This window comes from Streptomyces sp. NPDC024017, assembly GCF_040638895.1.
Taxonomy (GTDB): Bacteria; Actinomycetota; Actinomycetes; order Streptomycetales; family Streptomycetaceae; genus Streptomyces.
Genome location: NZ_JBEZYZ010000001.1, coordinates 302,119 through 321,861, shown reverse-complemented (window position 1 = coordinate 321,861; position 19,743 = coordinate 302,119). Strand labels below are relative to the sequence as shown.

Sequence of the window (19,743 nt, the reverse complement as noted above, 5' to 3'; positions counted from 1 at the left end):
CTTTCTCAGCGGGGCGGCTCGGTCACGAACATGCCCGGCGGCGGCTGCTTCTCGGCCATCGCGTGGCCTCCGGCGAGCTTCGCCCTGAGCCGGATGACGGTCCCCGGCGGCAGGCCCGCCACCAGTGCGCCGGGCACCGCAAGCTCCAGGCGCTCGCCCACGTACCGGGACAGCAGGTCGGCCCGGCCGGCGACCGGCCGGGCGTCGAGCACGTCGACGACCAGCCGGTCCCAGCCCTTCAGCCGCGGATGGGGTTGCGAGGTGACCAGGCGGGTGGTCAGCGCGGTGAGGTTCTCGATCGCCTGCACCATGAGGTCACCTCCGGGTGTCTCCTACGGCCGGCGATAGGTGTGGACCCTGCCGCCGATGGTCTCCTTTACCGGGCCCGGCGCGCCGTTGAACTCCGGTCGCGAGCCGGCCGCGGCGAGCGGCTCCGGCCTGCGCGCCTCCCCCACCGTCTGCTCCAGCGCCTCCAGCCGGGCCCGGAGGGCGTGGACCATCTCGGGCAGACCGGTCTCGGCGGCCGGTTCCGCGCGTGACGCACCGGCGTGGACGGGCAGGTGGACGGGGCCCGGCACAGTGACGTCGACGGTGGCCGTCATGGTGGGGCCGGACGCGGAGATGCCGGTGACGGAGACGCCGGTCGGGGCGCCCGCGTGGGAGTGCGAACTCGGAGCGGTCGCCGGGCCGAAGGCGGTGTTGTTGGTGCTTCCGGGGTAGGGGTCGCCGGGATCACCGCGGTTCGTTCCGTGCTCCAGGTCCTGCGCGTCGTCGGCCTGCACCAGGCCCACCATGTAGTGGGTCTCGTCGGAGTTGTCCGGCTGGTGCGCGTCGATGTGCCAGATCTGCAGCCCCGACGCGGGCAGCGAGGCGTCGTAGCCGGTCTGCTGCCGGTTCTCCAGCAGGAAGTACTCGCTGCCGGGCAGCCCGCCGGTCCACAGCCGGTGCACCTGGTGGCTGTTCTTCACGTCGGGCAGCGAGAGGTTGGCGGGGCCGGTGACGTTGACCACCGTCGCCCAGCCCTGGTCGACCTTGCAGAAGGCCGACGGGTGGGTTGGCCGTTCGCCGTCGAGCCCCCATGAACCGCCGCTCATCAGGCACCAGTTGCCGACGCCCTCCGACGTGCCGTCGATGTCGTACAGGTCCGGGAAGCCGAACACGAGGTGGCCCAGCTCATGGGCGCACACACCGATCTTCGCGTCCTCGGGAATGGTCAGGTAGGCGAAGATCCGCGCACCGTCCGCGTTGTAGGCGCTCGGCAGGACCCACTTGTGCGACCAGATGTCGCCGGGGTCGCCGGTGACCTCGCCGCCCTTCCCCGCGTGCACGACGATGAAGGCGTCGACGAAGCCGTTGCCGTCGTTGTCGTACGGCGCGTAGTTGATCTGCGGGTCGGCGGTGACCGCGGTGTCCCGGGCCATGAAGTGCGCCCTGGGAGCCCCGGAGGGACGGCCGATGCCGAAGTTGCCGTTCGCGTACCAGGAGAGCTTCTGCGGCAGCCGCACGGGACCGACGACCTCGCCGACGATGTCGACCAGACCGTGTGTCACCTCACGGAAGTACTCCCGGACGCTGCCGTGCTCCATGGCGCCGAGGGAGAAGAACAGCTTCTCGAAGTGCTCCTGATCGGCCGTCATCTCCTTGTCGGAGAAGTCGGCGAGGACGACGACCACGCGCACGGCACCGGTGAGCGGGGCGCGTTCGGCCGCCGCGGCGGCGATGGACTCACGCGGAGTGCCGATGGGGTACTCCTGGGCCGGCTTGATCATGCCGTCGTCGAGACCGGGGTAGCGCGGCCCGCCGCCCATGACGAACCGGCCGCCGAGCGACGAGGCGGACTCGACGCGCTGCCGCTCTTCCTGGAACCGCTCGCGCAGTTCGGGACTGGGGGACACGGCGCAGAAGTCGGACCAGACTGCGCCGGTGCGGTGGGGGAGGTGATCGGACATGGTGGTGCCCCTCGATGCGGGGAAGTGGGGTTGGTGCCAGTCACGCACGCGCCCAGGGCCGCCGCAACCGCAGTCCCCGGCCCACTCGCGCGCAGGCTCATCTCCCCGCCGCACGGCCCCCGGTGTGCATATGCGCGGTGGGCGAAAACGAGGTTTGATGGAAGGGAGCGCCGGGCCGGCCGCCCCGCGCGAAGTCCTCAACAGGACGGCACAACATTCAACTTCATGGGGTCGTCCCCGATCCCCACAGCGCGGACCCTCGCACGCGTCACCCCCCGCGCCCCTCCACCGGCACACTATCCGTGGAGCACCCTCATGCCTGGCACCCCGGACTCGAACCGCCCTCCGCTCTCCGCCGCGGAGATCCGCACCTCCCCTCTCCTCGTCCCCCAGCACGATGCCCCGGACCCCAACGGCTCCAAGCCGGTCGAACTGCCCAAGTCGACGGTCGTCGCCGTGCCGGCCCCGACGGCCGAGGAGCAGCCGGCGCCCCATCTGATGCCGTCGATGCCGAACGGACAGGACGGCATCCGCGTCGAACCGAACCGCTTCCAGGTCGGCGAACCTCCCCAGCTGGTCTTCGCCGGACAGGAACTGGAACCGCTCCTGGTCTTCAACCCCGACGGCCGGCGCGTCTACGACGACCGGTCCTTCCCCTGGGTGCTGGCCTGTCACGTCTTCTCCGGGTCGAACGGCGGATCCGGCGCCCTGATCGGACCGCGGCACGTCCTGACCGCCAGCCACTGCATCGACTGGCAGCAGCTCACCGTCTCCGTGACCATGGTCCAGGGAGCCACTCAGATCGCCGCCGCCGGAGCGACCCACATCATGGCCTACGAGCACATCGTGGACGTGACCCACAGCAACGCCGACGACGACTACGCGATCGTGATGCTGGACCGCAGGCTGGGCGACAGCTTCGGATCCTTCGGCTGCCGTACCTACGACGCCGGCTGGGACAACGAGACGGCGAACTGGTTCAACATCGCCTACGAGCCGCTCCTCCACGCCACGGCGGCGAACTTCCAGACCGGCTTCTTCCTCGACGAGGACGACTTCGACCTGGGCGGCGGCCGCATGCTGATCACCAAGACCGGCGACTTCGTCAAGGGCATGTCGGGCAGCCCGGTCTTCGGCTTCTGGCCCGAGGGCCCCTTCGTGGTCGGCGTGGCCAGCGCCGGCGCCAACGGTGGCGTCTTCGGCAACTACAACGCCATCGCCGGGGGCAACAACCTGACCCGGCTCGTCAACAAGGCCAGGGCCGACTTCCCCTGATCACGGCCCCCTGTGCACCGGCAGGAGCCGCCGCAGGAACGCGGCTCCTGCCGGTGTGTGTCTGACCATTGCGTGCCTCTGCCCATTGCCCGGACATACCTCTATGGCTAGCCTGTGTTCGTCATGCCGATCGCCTGTTGAAATCTCGAACACAGGCGCCTGAGACATATTAGGGAGGGTGCCGGTCGTGGGACGCCTCGTACCAGCCGTGACCCGGGCTCTCGACATTCTCGAGCTCTTTCTCGACGGAGACGGGACGCTCTCCGCCCCCGACATCGTGCGCAAGCTCCAGCTGCCGCGCACCACCGTGCACGAGCTGGTGACCACGCTCGCCGCCCGGAAGTACATCGTCCCGATGACCGGTCAGCCCGGACGCTACCGGCTCGGCGTACGCCCGTACCAGCTCGGCGCCCGCTACTCCGAGCAGCTCGACCTCGCGGCCGAGGGGCAGCAGGTCGCCCGGTCCGTCGCCGAGACCTGCGACGAGACCGTGCACGTGGCGATCCTGGAGGACACGGACGTCATCTACATCGCCAAGGTCGACTCCACGCATGCCGTGCGGATGGTGTCGGCGGCCGGCCGCAGGCTGCCCGCCCACTGCACCTCCGTCGGCAAGATGCTGCTGGCCTCCCTTCCCGAGCCGGAGCTCACCGCGCGCATCCCGGACAACGCCCAGCTGGTCGCGATGACCCCCAACAGCATCACCGACCCGGGCGCCCTGCGCGAGGCCCTGGCCGAGATCCGTGAGCGGGGCCTCGCCGTGGAGAACCGCGAGTCCAACCCGGACGTGTCCTGCGTGGCCGCGCCGGTCCGCGACCGCACCGGGCAGGTGGTCGCCGCCCTGTCGATCTCGGTGCCCATGATCCGCTGGAGCGAGGAGCGCCGCGCCGAGCTGGAGCAGCTCGCCGCCAAGGGCGCCGCCGAGCTGTCCGAGCACCTCGGCCACCGGAGCATGGCATGACGAGGCCCTACGAGGTCGCCGTGCGGGCCGAGGCCGAGCTCGGTGAGGGACCCACCTGGGACGCGGCGGCCGGCCGGCTGCTGTGGATCGACATCCTCGGCTCCCGCCTGCACACCTACGATCCGGCCACCGGGCGCCGCACCGTCCGCCGCACGGAACAGCACATCGGCGCCGTCAAGCCGCGCGCCGGCGGCGGACTGGTGCTGAACCTGCGCGACGGGGTCGGTCTCCTCGACCCCGACGGCGGCTTCCGCTGGCTCCACCACGAGCCGGTCCCCGGCCGCCGTGCCAACGACGCCGCCGTCGCGCCCGACGGCGCGCTGTGGGCGGGCACGATGCGCTACGACGAGGCACCGGGGGGCGGCACGCTGTCCCGCGTCACCGGCGAGGGCACCGTGGACGTCGTGCTCGACGACGTCGCCGTCAGCAACGGCACGGGTTGGAGCCCCGACGGCCGGCTCATGTACTACATCGACACCCCGACCCGCCGGGTCGACGTCTTCGACTACGCGGACGGGCGGATCTCCGGGCGGCGCACCCTCGCCGGGATCGAGGAGGGCGCGGGCTTCCCGGACGGCCTGACCGTGGACGCCGAGGGGTGCGTGTGGGTCGCCCTGTGGCAGGGGTCGGCGGTGCGGCGGTACACACCCGGCGGTGAGCTGGACCGGGTGATCGAGCTGCCGGTGCCGCTGGTGACGGCCTGCGCGTTCGGCGGGCCCGACCTGACCGACCTGTACGTGACGACCGCGCGTGTGGGGCTGACCGATCCGCCCGCGCTGGCGGGATCCCTGTTCGTGGTGCCCGGGGCGGGCAAGGGACAGGCACAGCCCGCGTTCGCCGGCTGACGAGGGACAGGGCGGCCGCGTCCCCGCGCCGCCCGCACGCGTGAGTACGCGCGGACGGGGCGGGCCGGACCGCCCTCGCCTCAGCGTCCCGTCCGGTCCAGCCGCCGCAGGACCGCCCGCTCGTCCTCCGTCAGCGGCGCCCCGACCGCCGCCGGCAACGGCGGCCCGCTCAGCGTCGCCAGTACCGTCGAGGGCCGTAGCAGCCGCGTCGGCCTCGTCGTCATGCTCATCACGTCCCAGACCGCCGACGCCGCCGTGTACGAGCCGGTCGCCGTGCGGATCATGCGGCGGGTGTAGGCGGTGACCAGACGGTCGGCGACCCCGGGCGAGCCCCCGCGCGTGCCGGGGTACCAGACGTCCTGGCTCACCGCCATCGTCCACGCGGCATCCACCGGCCTGGCCGCCCGTCGCTGCACCCGCCGGGCGAGACCGGGCTCGCCGAGGCCGGACCGCCGCAGCTCGCGGTCCAGCTCCCGGGCGCCCAGCGCGGCCACCGACATCCCTTGTCCGTAGGCGGGGTTGAACGTGGCCAGCGCGTCACCGAGGACGACGAGGCGGTCGGGCCAGGAGCGAGTCTTCTCCAGGTACCGGCGGTGATTGCTGGTGCTGCGGCTGACATGGACGTCGGTGAGCGGTTCCGCACCGGAGATCAGCCGGCCCACGATGGGGTCGGGCAGGTCCAGGGTGTACCGGAGGAACGCGTCCGGGTCGGACGGCGGTTCGCCGCCGCCCCGCGTGCCGGCGAGGCTGACCATCCAGCGGTCGCCCTCGATCGGCAGCACCATGCCGCTGCGGCCGGGCCGTCCCTGATACGGATCGGCCTGCACCATGGTCAGGGGGAAACGCCCGGCCCCCTCCGGAGTTCGGTAGAGACGGGTGGCGTTCACCAGGCCGGCGTCCACCGTCTTCTCGCGCACGTCGTCGACGCCCAGCCGCGCCAGCCAGGTCACGATCCGCGAGCCACGTCCGCTCGCGTCCACCACGAAGTCGGCGGCGAGGTCCTCCTCCCCGGCGGCGGTCGAGAGACGGACCCCGGTCACCCGCTGCCGCGACCCCGTCAGCTCCAGCACCCGCGCCTTGCGGATCACCACCCCGGTGTTGTCCAGCACGGCGCCCCGCACCGCCCAGTCGAGCAGGGCCCGGGTGCAGGTCAGCATCCGCGGCCCGGGGTGACGCCAGCGCCGGAACCAGCCCTCGGGCGTGAGGGCGACCATGCCCGAGCCGAGCGGAATCTCGTGCGCACCGGCGGCGAGCAGGTGCTTGCGCATGCTCACGCCCGGCACCAGGTCCTCCATGGGGGCCAGGCCGCCGGCCATGAGGAGATGCGCGTGGCGTCCCTGCGGCAGCCCCTTGCGGTGCTCCGGCCCCTCGGGCAGATCGTCGCGGTCGAGCACGACCACCTCGTCCGCGACGGCGGACAGGGCCGCCGCGGCCAGCATGCCGGCCAGCCCCGCACCGATGACGACAGCTCTACGCGACATGCGACTCCCCGCACTCAGCCATGAAGGCTCCTCCGCCCTGAGGGCATTCCCCGTCGTCCGGCCACAGCCGTGCGGCGCACAACACCGTCCGCCGGCACCGGTTTCGAGCCATGCGGGCCTCGCCCCGGACGGCTCTCACCGTACCTTCACGTACCGTGCCCGCGACCCCGTGCGGGTCTCGTCCGTGCATTCGGCCGGCGGGCACCGGCCGCGGCCGGACACGGCACCCGTGGCCGCCGGGGGCAACCCCGGGGCGTGGTCAGCCGGTGAGCGACTTGCCGTCCGTGTGGTCACGCGCCAGGGTGCGGATCGCCCGAAGGTCCTCCGTGCGGCGCAGGACCCGGGACACGGCGCCGATCTCGCGCAGCAGGTCCGTGGTGTCACGGGCACCGGTGCCGTCGTCCTCCCGTGTCCGGTTCCTGGCGTCGGCCGCGTCCAGGATCGCCGCGGTGGAGGCGAGTGCCTTCGCCAGGTCGGGCGGGTGGCCGAGGGCGAGGGCGGCGTCGTGGAACCGTTCGCGCCGGTCCTCGTCGATGTGCCGGGCGAGCGGCAGCAGCACGTCGCGGATGAACGTCTCCCGGCGGACCAGGCGCAGCTCCGGCGACGCGCGCAGCAGGAACGGGACCCCTGTGCCGTTGACCGTCTTCATCAGCAGGTACAGCGGCCGCAGTTCGTGGTGGGCGAGCCGGACGTGCCAGCGGCCGTGCAGGTACTGCCCGGCGTGCGGGAGGATGAAGCCGACCGCGATGAGCACGGCGGACAGGCAGGCGAGCGGCGGGGCGACGGCCGTGCTCAGCCAGTCCAGGTTCCGCCCGGACCAACGGGCCACCACGGCGCTGATCTTGGCGGCGTCGAAGAACAACTGCGCCGCATAGCCCACGCCGAGGAACTTCAGCCCCCAGCGCAGCAGCGAGTCGAGCCCGTCGGTGCGGACCCAGTTCCAGATCAGCCCGTTGGTGACCAGCGCGGCCACGGTGTGCGCGAGCAGGTAGAGCACGATCACTTCGCGCATGTACGGGGTGTTCGCGTAGTACGTGTCGAGATCCCGCAGTCGCTCCACCGGCACGTCCGCGAGGGCGAACAGCACCCACATCGCGACGATCACGCCCGAGTAGACCGCCATGACCCCGCGCATCGCGCGCCGGGTGCGGTCCGAGCGGTCGGACAGGCCGTTGCGCCAGGAGATGATCAGCAGCAGGCAGAAGGCGCAGAACGCGGTGAGCAGCGAGTAGACCCAGGGGCCGGAGAAGTTCGCCACTCCGGTGAGCCGGTTGACCCGGGCGATCGTCGACGGCGCCACGAAGACGAACACCGCGCAGGCGAGCAGCAGAAGCCCGCCGACCGCGCGCAGCATCGGGTCCTTCCAGAGCCGGATGATGCTCGGCAGCTTGATGGCCAGGGCGGCGGCCAGGACCCCCGCGGGGATCCACCAGAAGTTCGGGTAGAACTGGTTGACGAACTCGGCCGGGGTCAGCGCCACCGTCGTCACGGCGCCGCACCTCCTCGCGGCCCCCGGTAGCCCAGCGACCGCTGCACGGGTTCGAGGGGTACGTCCGGCCCGCGCCCACCCGGCAGCAGCGCCCGGCACCCCGCCGCCAGCCGGTGTCCGAAGGCGTCGGCCTCGGCCTCGTCCCGTTCCCGGGAGCCGTTGCGGGCGGCCACCGCCAGCGCGACGTCCTCCCACCCCGGCCGGTCGGCGAACGCGTGGGCCGCCGCCGCACCCGCCCCGTGGTGATGCCCGTGCCCCGCGTGCAGATGCCACAGCTCGTGCCCGAGGATGACCAGCTGCTGCACGGCCTCGGCCCGTTCCTCGACGATGACGAGGTCGAAGTCCTGGAACTCCACCCACAGGCCGGTCACTTCGATCTCGTCCGGGAAACGCTCGAAGCGCAGCTCGACGGGCCGCCCGCCGCGCCGGCTGCTCATCTCCTCGCACAGTGCCCGGCACAAGGACCGTACGTCGGTGGGGTGCTGGGGTCTTTTCCGCACCGCGGTGGCGAGCTCGGCGGCCAGGCCGCGCATGGCTGAGCCACTGCGTGAGCGCCTGAGCGCGGCGGTGACTCGGGCGGCCCTGATCCGCGCGCCCGCGATGTCCATCGCTCCCCCTTCTCAGCACCGGCCGACGGCCTTGCGGCGCGTCCGAGACTACGCGCCCGAAAGTGTGCGCGTCATGCGATCCGACGTCCGATGTTCAACGGAGAACGACCGTTTCTGCCCGGAAAGTCCTGACCGAAGTCGGGCCGGACCATTGACGCGCAAGCGCTTCGAACTTACGGTCCCGTTCGAAGTAGCGAGCGCCATCCGAAATACCGAACGGTTTCTGGTCATCGATCGTAAGGGCGGGGCATGGGACGACCTGACCTGAATCGCAGGCAGCTTCTCGGAGGGCTCGGCGGACTCATCGTCGCGAGCAGCTTCGGCTTCGCCGCGCTCGGCACCGGAGCCGACGCACTCGCCGTCGGCGCCGACACGCGCGTGCGCTACTGGAACCTCTTCAGCGGCGGCGACGGCGCCAACATGATCGCGATGCTGGACGCCTTCCGTGAGGCGAACCCGGACATCGCAGTGAAGGACTCCACGCTCCAGTGGGGCAGCCCCTTCTACACCAAACTCGCCATGGCGGCCGCGGGCAACCGCGCCCCCGACCTCGGCGTCATGCACCTCGGCCGCGTCACCGGCTTCTCACCCGGCCGCCTCCTCGACCCCTGGGACGTCGGCCTGCTCGCCAAGTACGGCGTGCGGGAGCAGGACTACAACCCCACCCTGTGGAAGCGCGGCGTCATCGACGGCAAGCTCTACGCCCTCCCGCTCGACATCCACGTCCAGCTCTGCTTCTACCGCAAGGACGTGCTCAAGAAGGCCGGGCTGCTCGGCGACGACGGCCGGATCGTGCCGGTCACCTCCCCCGACGAGTGGTTCGACGTGCTGAAGGAGGCGAAGCGGGCCACGAAGAAGGGGCTCCAGACCATCGGCATGTGGAACAGCGACCAGAACTTCCAGTGGTGGTTCTTCGTCGCCTTCTACACCCAGCTCGGCGGCACCTGGTTCAACGCCGCGAACACCGAGGTCACCTTCGACACCGACAAGGCCGTCCAGGTCCTGGAGTTCCTGCGCCGGCACGTCACCGACGGGTACTCCGACCCGGGCTTCGGGGGCCTCGCGAGCGCCGAACAGTTCCTCAACGGCTCCCCCTTCGTCTGGGAGGGCAACTGGTCGGTCCCGGTCTACTCAGGAGCGAAGCTCGACTACGGAGCGACCCCACTGCCACCCGTCTTCGGCCGGCAGGCCACCCACGCCGAGTCGCACTCCTTCGTCCTGCCGCACCAGTCCGACCGCGGCGGCGCCACCAACGAGGCCGCACACCAGCTCGCCGCCTACGTCGTCCAGCACGCCCAGCAGTGGGCGGCGGGCGGCCACATCCCCGCGTACACCCCCACCCTGTCCACGGCGGCGTACAAGAAGCTGGACCCGCAGAGCGAGTACGTCTCCGCCATGGACCACCAGGCCACCGAGCCGAAGGTGTGGTTCGCGGGATCCACCGGCATCCTCGCCCAGCGCGTCGGCCCGATCGTCGTCTCCTCGACGACGGGCTCCGCCAAACCGGAGGCCGCGGCCGAGCGCATGAGGAAGGCGCTCACCCGGCTCCTCACCACGAAGAACCCCATGGACGGGAAGACAGCCGCAGAAGGAGGTGCCGCCTGATGGCGACCAGCGCCCACACCGTCGCCGCACCCGCACGCGCGAAGACCGCCGCCGGCAGCGCCACCCTCCGCCGCAAGCAGGGCTTCCAGCACGGCGGCTGGTTCGTCGCCCCGTTCCTGGTGCTCTTCGCCCTGTTCGTGATCTGGCCGCTCCTGAGAGGCGTCTACCTCAGCTTCACGGACGCCAACATCACGGGCGAGGGCGCGAGCTTCGTCGGCCTCGACAACTACCGCGAAGCCCTCGACGACCCCCTGGTGTGGGAGTCCCTCGGCCACAGTGCGTACTTCACGCTCCTGGTCGTCCCCTGCATCACCGTCCTCGCGTTCCTCCTCGCGATGCTCGCCCACCACATCGAACGCGGCAAATGGCTGTGGCGGCTTTGCTTCTTCGCCCCGTTCCTGCTGCCGTCCACGGTCGCGGCCAACCTGTGGCAGTGGCTGTTCAACCCCGGCACCGGAATGATCAACTACGTCTTCGGCATCGAGACGCCCTGGCTGACCGACACGTCCTACGCGATGCTCGCCATCGTCATCGCGACCCTGTGGTGGACCGTCGGCTTCAGCTTCCTGCTCTATCTCGCCGCCCTCCAGGGCATCCCGGACCACCTCTACGAGGCCGCCAAACTGGACGGTGCGAACGCCTGGCACCGCATGGTCCACATCACCCTGCCGATGCTGCGCAACATCACCGGCCTGGTCATCGCCCTCCAGGTCCTCGCCTCGCTCCAGGTCTTCGACCAGGCCGTCGTGATGATGGACTTCCTCCCCGGACCCGAGGGGTCGACCCGCACCTTCGTGCAGTACACCCTCGAAGAGGGCTTCACCAGCTACCGCGTGGGCTACGCCTCCGCGATCTCCGTCATCTTCTTCGTGATCATCGCGGCCGTCGCCTTCGCCAGGATGTGGCTGCTGCGCAACCGTGAGGAGAGCGCCCGATGACCACCAAGGCGTGGACGCCCAGCCAGATCCTGCTCACCCTCCTCGGTGCGGCCGTGTCGATCGTCTTCCTCGCCCCCTTCGCCTGGGGCCTGTTCACCTCGCTCAAGTCGGAGACCGAGGCGGTGGAGGTCCCGCCGCACTGGCTCCCCGAGGACTGGACGGGCCAGGCCTGGAAGGCCCTGTTCGACTCCGGCAACATCACCAACTGGTTCGTGAACTCCCTGGTCGTCTCGGTCTGCGTGACGTTCGTCGTCCTGCTGGTGAGCGCCCTGGCCGGCTACGGCTTCGCCCGCACGGAGTTCCGCGGCAAGGGCGTCCTGATGGGCCTGGTCATGGCGGGCCTGATGATCTCGCCCGCGGTCCTCGGCGTGCCGCTGTTCACCACGGTCCAGCAGATGGGCATGGTCGACACGTACTGGGGGATGATCCTGCCGCAGTGCGCGCCCGCCGCGATGGTCTACATCCTCTACAAGTTCTTCCAGGGCATCCCGCGCGAACTGGAGGAGGCCGCCTTCATCGACGGCGCGGGCCGCTGGCGCGTCTTCTTCACCATCGTCCTCCCGCTCTCCCGCCCCTCCCTGGCGGCGGTCGGCATCTTCACCTTCATCGCCTCGTGGAACAACTTCCTCTGGCCGTACATGGTGACCAACAACCCCGACCTGATGACCATGCCGAACGGCATCGCCACCGTGATGAACTCCTACGGCATCCAATGGGCCCAGCTCATGGCCGGCGGTCTCATGGCGGGCCTGCCCCTGATCATCGTGTTCGTGTTCTTCCAACGCCAGATCGTGGCGGGCGTGGCGCATACAGGCTTGGCAGGGCAGTAGCTGTTTTTCTTGGGGGCGCGGGGAACTGCGCGACCAGCCACGAACCACCTGCAGACGCAACTGAACCCCGAAAGGCGAACATGCACACGGCCCGCTTCACCCTCGACCCCGCTTTCACGGTCGGCGAGGTCAACCCTCGCCTCTTCGGCAGCTTCGTGGAACACCTCGGCCGCTGCGTCTACACCGGCATCTTCGAACCCGGCCACCCCACGGCGGACGCGGCAGGCCTCCGCCAGGACGTCCTGGACCTCGTCCGCGAACTCGGCGTCACCGCCATCCGCTACCCCGGCGGCAACTTCGTCTCCGGATACAAGTGGGAGGACTCCGTCGGCCCCGTCGAGGACCGCCCCCGCCGCCTCGACCTCGCCTGGCGCTCCACCGAGACCAACCGCTTCGGCCTCTCCGAGTACATCGCCTTCCTGAAGAAGGTCGGCCCCCAGGCCGAGCCCATGATGGCCCTCAACCTCGGCACCCGGGGTGTCGCCGAGGCCCTCGAACTTCAGGAGTACGCCAACCACCCCGCCGGCACGGCCCTGTCCGACCTCCGTGCCGCGCACGGCGACAAGGACCCCTTCGGCATCAACCTCTGGTGCCTGGGCAACGAGATGGACGGCCCCTGGCAGACCGGCCACAAGACGGCGGAGGAGTACGGCCGGATCGCCGCCGAGACGGCCCGCGCGATGCGGCAGATCGACCCGGGCGTCGAACTCGTCGCCTGCGGCTCCTCCAGCCAGTCCATGCCGACCTTCGCCGCGTGGGAGGCGACGGTCCTGGAGGAGGCGTACGACCTCGTCGACTACATCTCCCTGCACGCCTACTACCAGCCCGAGGGCGGCGACGTCGATTCCTTCCTGGCCTCAGCCGTCGACATGGAGTCCTTCATCGAGAACGTGGTCGCCACGGCCGACCACATCGGCGCGAAGCTGAAGTCCAAGAAGAAGATCAACCTCTCCTTCGACGAGTGGAACGTCTGGTACATCTCGGAGTGGCACGCGATCGAGAACTCCGGCGCGCGGGACTGGGCGGAGGCCCCCCGCCTGCTGGAGGACAACTACAGCGTCATGGACGCGGTCGTCTTCGGCTCGCTCCTGATCGCCCTGCTGCGCCACGCCGACCGCGTCACGGTCGCCTGCCTCGCCCAGCTCGTCAACGTCATCGCCCCGATCATGACGGAGCCCGGCGGTCCGGCCTGGCGCCAGACGACGTTCTTCCCATTCGCCCAGGCCTCGCAGTACGGCCGTGGCGAGGTCCTCGACGTCCGGGTCGACTCCCCGACGTACGAGACGAAGAAGTACGGCGAGGCCGACCTGCTGCATGCCACCGCAGTTCGCGCCGAGGACGGCTCGGTCACCGTCTTCGCGGTCAACCGCAGCCGCACCGAGTCCCTGCCGCTCGAAGTCGCCCTGAGCGGGCTCGACCTGACGCGGGTCGTCGAGCACAGCGCCCTCGCGGACGCCGACCCCGAGGCCCGCAACACCCTCGACGACCCCGAGCGGGTCGCCCCGCACCCGGTCGACGGCACGGCTCTCCAGGACGGCACGCTGAGCGCCGTCCTGGAGCCGCTGTCCTGGAACGTGATCCGGCTGGCGTGACAGCCGCCGGTCAGCGTTCGATGTGCAGCCGGGCGGTCGAGGACGCCGAGGTCGAGGTCGTCCCGACCGCCCAGTAGCCGTCCGAACCCGGCACCTTCGCCAGGGCGTTCATGACGACGGGGGTCGTGGCGGCCGGCCCCCGCTCGCTCACCCACGCCGTGCCGTCCCAGCGCAGGTAGTGGGCCCGGGTCTGGTCCCAGAAGTCCCAGCCGGCGATCCGGTCGGGCCGCCCCTGCGCGTCGGCGACGATCCCGTTGAGCATGCCGACACCGAACGGTCCGGTGACGCCCTGCCAGGTGCTGCCGTCGCCGTGCAGCAGCAGGACGCCCGGGGGCTTGCCGACCGGGCCGCCCACTCCGTAGTCGTAGCCGACGAGCCACAGGTCGTCGTCGGCGACCGGCAGCAGCCCGGTGATGCTGGCGCGCAGGCCCTGGTAGGCGGGCAGTTCGGTCCAGGCCGAGCCGTCCCAGCGGGCGACGATGCCCACGCCGTACAGCCAGACGTCGCCGCGCGGGGTGAGCTGGACACCGGACGGGGTGGCCGTGGGCGCGCTCGGCGGTGCGGGGAGCCAGGTCCAGGTGGTGCCGTCGTGGTGCAGGAGCAGTTGGCCGTCGGAGGTGCGCCCGGAGAACCAGGCTCCGCCGCCCGGGTCGACCGTGACGCCGGTGAGGGAGGTGCCGGACCGGCCGCGGCCGGGGAAGTCGGTCTCCCGCCAGGTTCCGCCGTCCCACGCGAGCAGATGGGTGACGCCTGCCGTGTCGGTGCCGATCGCCCACGCCGAGCGGGCACCCGTCCCGGCGACGGAGTGCAGGTAGCCGCGGAAGCCCAGATGGCCGAGGCCGGTCCGCGCCCAGGCCGTGCCGTCCCACACCAGGGCCAGTGGGGAGCCGAGGGTGCTTCCGCTGCGCCCCTCCTCGCCCACGGTCCACGCCAGGCCGTCCCCGGCGGCGGCGACGTCCCGCAACTGGGCGGCCGCCGTGCCGTCCGGCGCCGGCACGGCCTGCCACTCGCGGGCCGCGCCGGTCACCCGGCCGGCCGCCGCCGCGACCGGCCCGCCGCCCGCCGGGACGAGTCCCAGACCCGCCCCGGCACCGACTAATCCGCTGATGAATCGCCTTCTTCGCACGAGAGTCCCCTCCCAGTCGCGGCCTGAAGGTCAACACGGTGAACCAGCGTGCCGGAGAAGGCAATGCACGAGGACGGCTCGATCCGGTCACACCTGCTTGACGGGCACCCCTCCGGCGGCGGCGCCCAGCAGCGTCAGCCGCACTTCCCCCGGCCCGGACGGTGTGGTCCCGTCGGACAACACCGCCAACGCCAGTGTGTTGGCCCCACGTGTACGCAGGATCCCGTTCGGCAGCACGAAGGTGTGCTGCGGGCCTACGTCGTTGATGTACTGGCCCATGTTCCAGCCGTTGAGGAAGATCTGGACGCGGTAGGCCCGGCCCGGGTCGTCGTCGAGGACGAGCCCGATCGAGGCGTCGACGCCCGGGGCGACGTCCATCCGGAAGTCCGTCCGGTACCAGGTGACGCCCTGCCGCCGGTCGGACCGGGGGAGTTCGGCGTCCTTCCAGTCCCCGTCGTCGTACTCCGGCAGATGCCAGCCCTCGCGCTCCCCGTGCAGCCCGCCGGTGTTCATCGGGCCGCGCACGGGGTCGGGAGTGGCGGTGCCCTGGATCCGCCATTCGACCTCGGGGGAGTCGCCCTCGAAGGTGACGGCGGTCAGTCCGCGCGCGGCCTTGTGCGTGTCGAGCGCCTTGCCGTCCATGTCGTGCTGCATCCGCCGCACGAGCACGGACAGCACGTGCCGGTCGCGCTTCCCGCCCTGCTCCTGCTCCTTCTCCCGCTCCTCACGGAACTTCTCCCGCAGTTGCTCCGGCACGTCGAAGGCGGCCTTCGCGGTCCACGTCCCCTGCCTCGCCCGGTCCTTGTCCGGGACCGGCATGCGGTGCGTGCCCAGCGGCTCGCCGTCCAGCCAGGCCATGAGCAGGCCCTGGGTGCCCGTGCTGTAGGCGAGGGACACGGACTCGATGCCGTTCGCGCCGGTCCACTCGCCCCGGTACCAGACGTCGCCGTAGTGGAAGCCGTAGTCGTCGGCGAACAGGACGGGCTGCCCGTCGGGCACGGGCGTGGTGCTGAAGGTCGTCTCCTTGTCGGCCGTCGTCCAGTCCGAGTCGTCGAAGTCCGGATCGGCCTCCGGGTTCCCGGCCCGCCGCCGCCAGCCGTCCAGAGCGGGCAGGGCCGGCCGGGTCACGCCGGGCAGCGGCCGCAGCGCCAGCAGGCTGCCGGAGGCACTGATCCGCGTGGGGACCGGCCGCCCGTTCCAGGTGACGTGGGTGATGCCGCGCGGCCCCCACACCTCCAGGCCGGTCTGCCCGGTGGTGTCGCCGGTGAGATGGACCGTGGAGCCGCGCAGGGTGGCCGACCGCAGCAGGGCGGGGCCGTAGACGAGGAGCGGGCCCGACGGGGTCTCGTAGGGCCACAGCCGCAGGGCGGTGGCGTCGTCGGCGAACAGCACCAGCATCGGCGTGTCCACGCCGTCGCCCTCGACCCGCACCCGGCTCAGCCCGCCGGCGCCGAGCGGGGCGGTGATGTTCAGCTTGTTGAGGTTCCAGGACCATGCGGGCTCCGCGTCCAGCCGCATGGGTGTCGGCTCGTCGGGGCAGTCCAGTACGACCTGCGCGAGGTCGCCCCGCCGGCCCGCGAACACGGCGATGTCCTGCCGCCCGGCGGTCAGGCTCAGCATCGGCTGCACGGTGGAGTGCACCAGCGTCCGCTTCCCGAGCTTCAGCCCGGCGGCGATCAGCTTGGCGTCCCGCGCCGGGACCGTGACCGGCACGTCGATGCCGGCGTCCGGCAGCGTCACGGAGACCGCCTCGGCGGAGTCGTTGCGCAGGACGTAGAAGCGGGCGCCGGTGTCGGGGTTGGCCAGGGGGTAGACCTTGACCCGCTTGTCGGTGGCGCGCACGGCCTTCGCCCGGTTCAGCTTGGCGAGGTCCGGCACGAACCGCAGCAACTGCCCGATCTGGTGCATCGGGGCGAGCTTCGGGGTGGCGTTGCGGGCCTCGTCGAACGCCGCGCCGTAGTCGTACGAGGTGTAGACGGCCGGCGCGGGCAGCCAGCCCCAGGAGGTGCCGCCGAACGTCATGTAGACGTTGTGCAGCGTGATGCCGTTGGCGAGGTTGGTGAGGTAGAAGCGCCGCTCGTACGCCGCGTCCCGGGTCCGGCGCGCCTCGGCGTACCCCTTGCCGTCGAACCAGGACCCGCCCCACGGATCGAACCATCCCCCGCCGGACTCGGGCACGAACCCGGGCGTCCGCGGACTGGCCGTCGCCCCGCCCTTCGCGCCGCCGGTCCCGAACGACCCCCAGTCCGGCGGCACCTCGTCCGGCTCCGGATACCCGTCGAACCCGTACAGCCAGCGCCCCTTCTCCCCGCCGGTGCCGAACGACCCCGGGGCCCAGTGGCCGTTGCGGCCCTTGTCGTTGTGGAACAGCGGTACGTCGATGCCGTCGGCGCGGACCTTCTCGTACAGGTACGACATGTAGGCGCGCCCGGACGGCTCGTCGACGTGCGCGTCGTACTCGTTCTCGATCTGGTAGAGCAGGACCGTGCCCGTGCCCTGTGTGAACAGGCGCTTGGCGACGATGGCGTTGACGGCGGTCAGCCACTCGTCGACATAGCGCAGATATGTCGGGTCGGAGGTCCGGGCCCGGCCGTGGGTGGCGGTCAGCCAGCCGGGGAAGCCGCCGGCGTCGACCTCGGCGTTGATGTACGGCCCGGGCCGCAGGATCACGTACATCCCCGTCTCGGCGGCCGTCCGCAGGAAAAGGTCCAGGTCGCGCACGCCGGTGAAGTCGTACCGGCCGGGCGCGGGGGAGTGGTAGTTCCAGGCGACGTACACGCTGACGGCGTTGTAGCCGTGGGCACGCATCTTCTCCAGCACGTCCCGCCACAGCGACGGGCTCGGCAGCCGGAAGGGGTGCATCTCGCCCGACCAGAGCACCAGGCGGCGGCCGTCGACCAGCAGCGAGTAGTGGTCGAAGCCGATCTCGTGCCGTCTGCCGTCCGCGCTCGGCACCGGTGGCGGCGGGCCGGTGGGCGCGGTGCGTGCCGGGTTGGCGGAGGTCGGCGACCCGCTGCCGGTCAGCGCGAAGCCGAGCGCCGCCGTGCCGGCCAGAGCGTGGAAGGTACGCCTGCTGAGCTCCAAGGGAGCGCCTCCTGTTGTGCCTTGCGGTGCGTGATGCGTGGTGCCTGGTGCGTGTGCTCGCTGTGTTGCGTGGTGCGTGTGCTCAATGTCTACAGGGTGACGGCGACAATGGTCCTATGAGGATCTCGGCACGTGCGGACTACGCGGTACGAGCGGTCGTGGAACTGGCCGTCCGGCAGGGGGAGGGGCCGGTCAAGGCGGAGGCCGTCGCCACCGCGCAGGACATCCCCCACAAGTTCCTGGAGGGGATCCTCGGCGATCTGCGGCGCGGCGGTGTCGTCGACAGCCGGCGCGGCGGGGGCGGCGGCTATCGGCTGGCCCGGGAGGCCTCGGAGATCACGGTCGCGGACGTGATCCGGGCCGTGGACGGGCCGATCGTCTCGGTGCGCGGCGAGCGGCCGACCGGCCTCGCCTACTCCGGCACCGCCGAGCCGCTGCTGCCGCTGTGGATCGCCCTGCGCGCCAATGTGCGCAGGATCCTGGAGGGCGTGACGATCGCCGACCTGGCGGCCGGGGCGTTGCCGGAGCCGGTGGAGCGGCTGGCGGCGGAACCGGCGGCCTGGGAGAACCCCTGAGCGGCGGCCGTGCGCGGCGCTGTGCGTGATCCTCATTCCGTCCTCGGGATGTCCTCGGTCTGACGCACTGGTGCATCGCACCCTATGTGCCTGCCGGTACGCGGGTGAATTCCCGCCAGTGTGAATGGCCGGAGAGCGACCTGGCCGACCCCCGCGGGCCTGCGTACGATGCGACCGCTCCCGCTCTTCACATCTCCTTCATGGAATGGTCACAGGCCGGGGGTTCATGCGCCGCTTTGACATGCGCATGATCATTCATCGTCACGATCCACCCCCCACGCACGGATGGGAGAACCATGGCCGGTGGCCTGCTTCTGAGCGGCGCGGTAGCCGCGCTCCTCACCAGCGCACTCCCCGCACAGACTCCGTCCTCCGGGTTCGACGACCCGCCCCCGGACAAGATCATCATCCAGGTCGCCACGGTGAACGGCTCCGGCTGTCCGCAGGGCACGGCAGCGGTCGCCGTCTCCGAGGACAACACGGCGTTCACGGTGACCTACAGCGACTACCTCGCCCAGGCCGGCGGGAACTCCGACCCGACCGCGTTCCGCAGGAACTGCCAGCTCAATCTGAAGGTCCACGTCCCCGGCGGCTTCACCTACGCCATCGCGAGCGCGGACTACCGGGGATTCGCCTCTCTGCAGCGGGGCGCGAGCGCATCCCAGCGGGCCTCGTACTACTTCCAGGGCTCGCCCAGCACGGTGTACAAGAACCACCCCTTCAGCGGCCCTCTCAACGACAACTGGCAGGCCACCGACGAGACGGACTGGGCCCAACTGGTCTACGCACCCTGCGGAGTCCAGCGCAACTTCAACATCAACACCGAACTCCGGGTCAACGCCGGCACCCAGTCGGCCGACAAGGTCAGCTTCATGACGATGGACTCCACGGACGGGGACATCAGCACGGTGTACCACCTGGCGTGGAAGGAGTGCCCGAAGAAGTCGTGACGGGGTGAGGGGCGGCCCGCCGGCCGGCGGGCCGCCCCTCAGCGGCGTTCCGTACCGGCCCCGGCCAGTCCCGCCCCGGCCAGTACGTAGGCGACGAGGGCGGGCAGCGGCATGAACCCGCCCGGGCGGTCGATCTCGTCGACGAAGGACAGGGAGAGCACCGCCCAGAGCAGTCCGCCGCCGACCATCAGCGTGGTGTTGCCGCGCTCCCGCATGGCGCGCATCCCGGCTCCCAGCAAGAGGGGCATGAGAGCCCAGGTGCCGGCCGTGGTCACCAGCCACTCGAAGGCGCCGGCGAAGATCGTCGCCTCGCCCGTCGCCGCTTTGCCGCGGGCCCAGGCGTAGCCGGCGGTCATCAGGGCGTGGCAGGCGGCGGTGGCGGCAGTGGTGCTGACGGCGCCTTTGACGAACCGTACGTAGCGCATGGCGGGGATC

The 19,743-nt window shown here is 71.1% G+C and carries 17 protein-coding genes; 9 read left to right on the top strand and 8 right to left on the bottom strand.

Annotated elements, in window-relative coordinates; translation table 11 throughout:
• Window positions 1-5: 5 nt before the first annotated feature.
• Together AB0G20_RS01530 and AB0G20_RS01525 are read right to left on the bottom strand one after the other, a co-directional pair.
• Complete coding sequence (locus AB0G20_RS01530) at window positions 6-311, bottom strand: hypothetical protein (RefSeq protein WP_361294097.1); 306 nt, start codon at window positions 309-311, stop codon at window positions 6-8.
• Window positions 312-332: 21 nt separating this feature from the next.
• Entirely contained in the window at window positions 333-1,949 is a 1,617-nt protein-coding gene (locus AB0G20_RS01525; RefSeq protein WP_361294094.1) for a M6 family metalloprotease domain-containing protein, read from the bottom strand.
• Between the two features lie 315 nt (window positions 1,950-2,264).
• Between AB0G20_RS01525 and AB0G20_RS01520 the strand changes: the two genes are divergently transcribed.
• From AB0G20_RS01520 to AB0G20_RS01510, 3 genes are all read left to right on the top strand, one after another.
• On the top strand, window positions 2,265-3,224 hold the full coding sequence (locus tag AB0G20_RS01520) for a trypsin-like serine protease (RefSeq protein ID WP_361294091.1): 960 nt from the start codon (window positions 2,265-2,267) through the stop codon (window positions 3,222-3,224).
• A 187-nt stretch (window positions 3,225-3,411) separates the two neighbouring features.
• Window positions 3,412-4,185 carry an IclR family transcriptional regulator gene (locus AB0G20_RS01515; protein WP_361294088.1) on the top strand — a complete coding sequence of 258 codons (774 nt, stop codon included), beginning with the start codon at window positions 3,412-3,414 and terminating at the stop codon, window positions 4,183-4,185.
• The gene (locus AB0G20_RS01510) at window positions 4,182-5,030 is read left to right on the top strand and encodes an SMP-30/gluconolactonase/LRE family protein (protein WP_361294085.1); all 849 of its coding nucleotides are present in this window, start codon (window positions 4,182-4,184) and stop codon (window positions 5,028-5,030) included. The genes AB0G20_RS01515 and AB0G20_RS01510 overlap by 4 nt, the downstream gene beginning before the upstream one ends.
• A gap of 80 nt (window positions 5,031-5,110) precedes the next feature.
• Here AB0G20_RS01510 and AB0G20_RS01505 read toward each other — a convergent pair whose 3' ends face one another.
• From AB0G20_RS01505 to AB0G20_RS01495, 3 genes are all read right to left on the bottom strand, one after another.
• Entirely contained in the window at window positions 5,111-6,511 is a 1,401-nt protein-coding gene (locus AB0G20_RS01505; RefSeq protein WP_361294082.1) for an FAD-dependent monooxygenase, read from the bottom strand.
• 259 nt (window positions 6,512-6,770) lie between these two features.
• Window positions 6,771-8,000 (bottom strand): DUF6545 domain-containing protein, encoded by a 1,230-nt coding sequence (locus AB0G20_RS01500; protein WP_361294079.1) that lies wholly within the window; start codon window positions 7,998-8,000, stop codon window positions 6,771-6,773.
• Window positions 7,997-8,608, bottom strand: coding sequence for a toxin-antitoxin system, toxin component family protein (locus AB0G20_RS01495; RefSeq protein WP_361294076.1), 612 nt, complete (start codon window positions 8,606-8,608; stop codon window positions 7,997-7,999). Before AB0G20_RS01495 ends, AB0G20_RS01500 begins: the two co-directional genes overlap by 4 nt.
• 249 nt (window positions 8,609-8,857) lie before the next feature.
• On the opposite strand from AB0G20_RS01495, the gene AB0G20_RS01490 reads away from it, so the two are divergent.
• From AB0G20_RS01490 to AB0G20_RS01475, 4 genes are all read left to right on the top strand, one after another.
• Entirely contained in the window at window positions 8,858-10,213 is a 1,356-nt protein-coding gene (locus tag AB0G20_RS01490; RefSeq protein WP_361294073.1) for an extracellular solute-binding protein, read from the top strand.
• On the top strand, window positions 10,213-11,151 hold the full coding sequence (locus tag AB0G20_RS01485) for a sugar ABC transporter permease (RefSeq protein WP_361294069.1): 939 nt from the start codon (window positions 10,213-10,215) through the stop codon (window positions 11,149-11,151). The genes AB0G20_RS01490 and AB0G20_RS01485 overlap by 1 nt, the downstream gene beginning before the upstream one ends.
• Complete coding sequence (locus tag AB0G20_RS01480) at window positions 11,148-11,981, top strand: carbohydrate ABC transporter permease (RefSeq protein ID WP_361294066.1); 834 nt, start codon at window positions 11,148-11,150, stop codon at window positions 11,979-11,981. Before AB0G20_RS01485 ends, AB0G20_RS01480 begins: the two co-directional genes overlap by 4 nt.
• Before the next feature lie 80 nt (window positions 11,982-12,061).
• The gene (locus AB0G20_RS01475; protein WP_361294063.1) at window positions 12,062-13,573 is read left to right on the top strand and encodes an alpha-N-arabinofuranosidase; all 1,512 of its coding nucleotides are present in this window, start codon (window positions 12,062-12,064) and stop codon (window positions 13,571-13,573) included.
• Window positions 13,574-13,583: 10 nt separating this feature from the next.
• Here AB0G20_RS01475 and AB0G20_RS01470 read toward each other — a convergent pair whose 3' ends face one another.
• Both AB0G20_RS01470 and AB0G20_RS01465 read right to left on the bottom strand, forming a co-directional pair.
• The gene (locus tag AB0G20_RS01470; RefSeq protein WP_361294060.1) at window positions 13,584-14,699 is read right to left on the bottom strand and encodes a hypothetical protein; all 1,116 of its coding nucleotides are present in this window, start codon (window positions 14,697-14,699) and stop codon (window positions 13,584-13,586) included.
• An 87-nt stretch (window positions 14,700-14,786) separates the two neighbouring features.
• Window positions 14,787-17,783, bottom strand: coding sequence for a beta-galactosidase (locus AB0G20_RS01465; protein ID WP_361294058.1), 2,997 nt, complete (start codon window positions 17,781-17,783; stop codon window positions 14,787-14,789).
• A gap of 116 nt (window positions 17,784-17,899) precedes the next feature.
• Between AB0G20_RS01465 and AB0G20_RS01460 the strand changes: the two genes are divergently transcribed.
• Window positions 17,900-18,358: an Rrf2 family transcriptional regulator gene (locus tag AB0G20_RS01460; protein ID WP_010042345.1), complete on the top strand. Its 459-nt coding sequence runs from the start codon at window positions 17,900-17,902 to the stop codon at window positions 18,356-18,358.
• A gap of 296 nt (window positions 18,359-18,654) precedes the next feature.
• Window positions 18,655-19,308, top strand: a complete 654-nt coding sequence (locus AB0G20_RS01455) for a DUF4360 domain-containing protein (RefSeq protein ID WP_142164152.1) — start codon at window positions 18,655-18,657, stop codon at window positions 19,306-19,308.
• A gap of 38 nt (window positions 19,309-19,346) precedes the next feature.
• On the opposite strand, the gene AB0G20_RS01450 is transcribed toward AB0G20_RS01455, so the two are convergent.
• Window positions 19,347-19,733, bottom strand: coding sequence for a hypothetical protein (locus AB0G20_RS01450; RefSeq protein WP_361294053.1), 387 nt, complete (start codon window positions 19,731-19,733; stop codon window positions 19,347-19,349).
• Window positions 19,734-19,743: the final 10 nt, after the last annotated feature.

What these genes read in the sequence shown, in the direction of transcription:
- AB0G20_RS01530 (WP_361294097.1), bottom strand. Translation starts at nt 311, where the DNA reads ATGGTGCAGGCGATCGAGAACCTCACCGCGCTGACCACCCGCCTGGTC.
- AB0G20_RS01525 (WP_361294094.1), bottom strand. Translation starts at nt 1,949, where the DNA reads ATGTCCGATCACCTCCCCCACCGCACCGGCGCAGTCTGGTCCGACTTC.
- AB0G20_RS01520 (WP_361294091.1), top strand. Translation starts at nt 2,265, where the DNA reads ATGCCTGGCACCCCGGACTCGAACCGCCCTCCGCTCTCCGCCGCGGAG.
- AB0G20_RS01510 (WP_361294085.1), top strand. Translation starts at nt 4,182, where the DNA reads ATGACGAGGCCCTACGAGGTCGCCGTGCGGGCCGAGGCCGAGCTCGGT.
- AB0G20_RS01505 (WP_361294082.1), bottom strand. Translation starts at nt 6,511, where the DNA reads ATGTCGCGTAGAGCTGTCGTCATCGGTGCGGGGCTGGCCGGCATGCTG.
- AB0G20_RS01495 (WP_361294076.1), bottom strand. Translation starts at nt 8,608, where the DNA reads ATGGACATCGCGGGCGCGCGGATCAGGGCCGCCCGAGTCACCGCCGCG.
- AB0G20_RS01490 (WP_361294073.1), top strand. Translation starts at nt 8,858, where the DNA reads ATGGGACGACCTGACCTGAATCGCAGGCAGCTTCTCGGAGGGCTCGGC.
- AB0G20_RS01485 (WP_361294069.1), top strand. Translation starts at nt 10,213, where the DNA reads ATGGCGACCAGCGCCCACACCGTCGCCGCACCCGCACGCGCGAAGACC.
- AB0G20_RS01480 (WP_361294066.1), top strand. Translation starts at nt 11,148, where the DNA reads ATGACCACCAAGGCGTGGACGCCCAGCCAGATCCTGCTCACCCTCCTC.
- AB0G20_RS01475 (WP_361294063.1), top strand. Translation starts at nt 12,062, where the DNA reads ATGCACACGGCCCGCTTCACCCTCGACCCCGCTTTCACGGTCGGCGAG.
- AB0G20_RS01460 (WP_010042345.1), top strand. Translation starts at nt 17,900, where the DNA reads ATGAGGATCTCGGCACGTGCGGACTACGCGGTACGAGCGGTCGTGGAA.
- AB0G20_RS01455 (WP_142164152.1), top strand. Translation starts at nt 18,655, where the DNA reads ATGGCCGGTGGCCTGCTTCTGAGCGGCGCGGTAGCCGCGCTCCTCACC.
- AB0G20_RS01450 (WP_361294053.1), bottom strand. Translation starts at nt 19,733, where the DNA reads ATGCGCTACGTACGGTTCGTCAAAGGCGCCGTCAGCACCACTGCCGCC.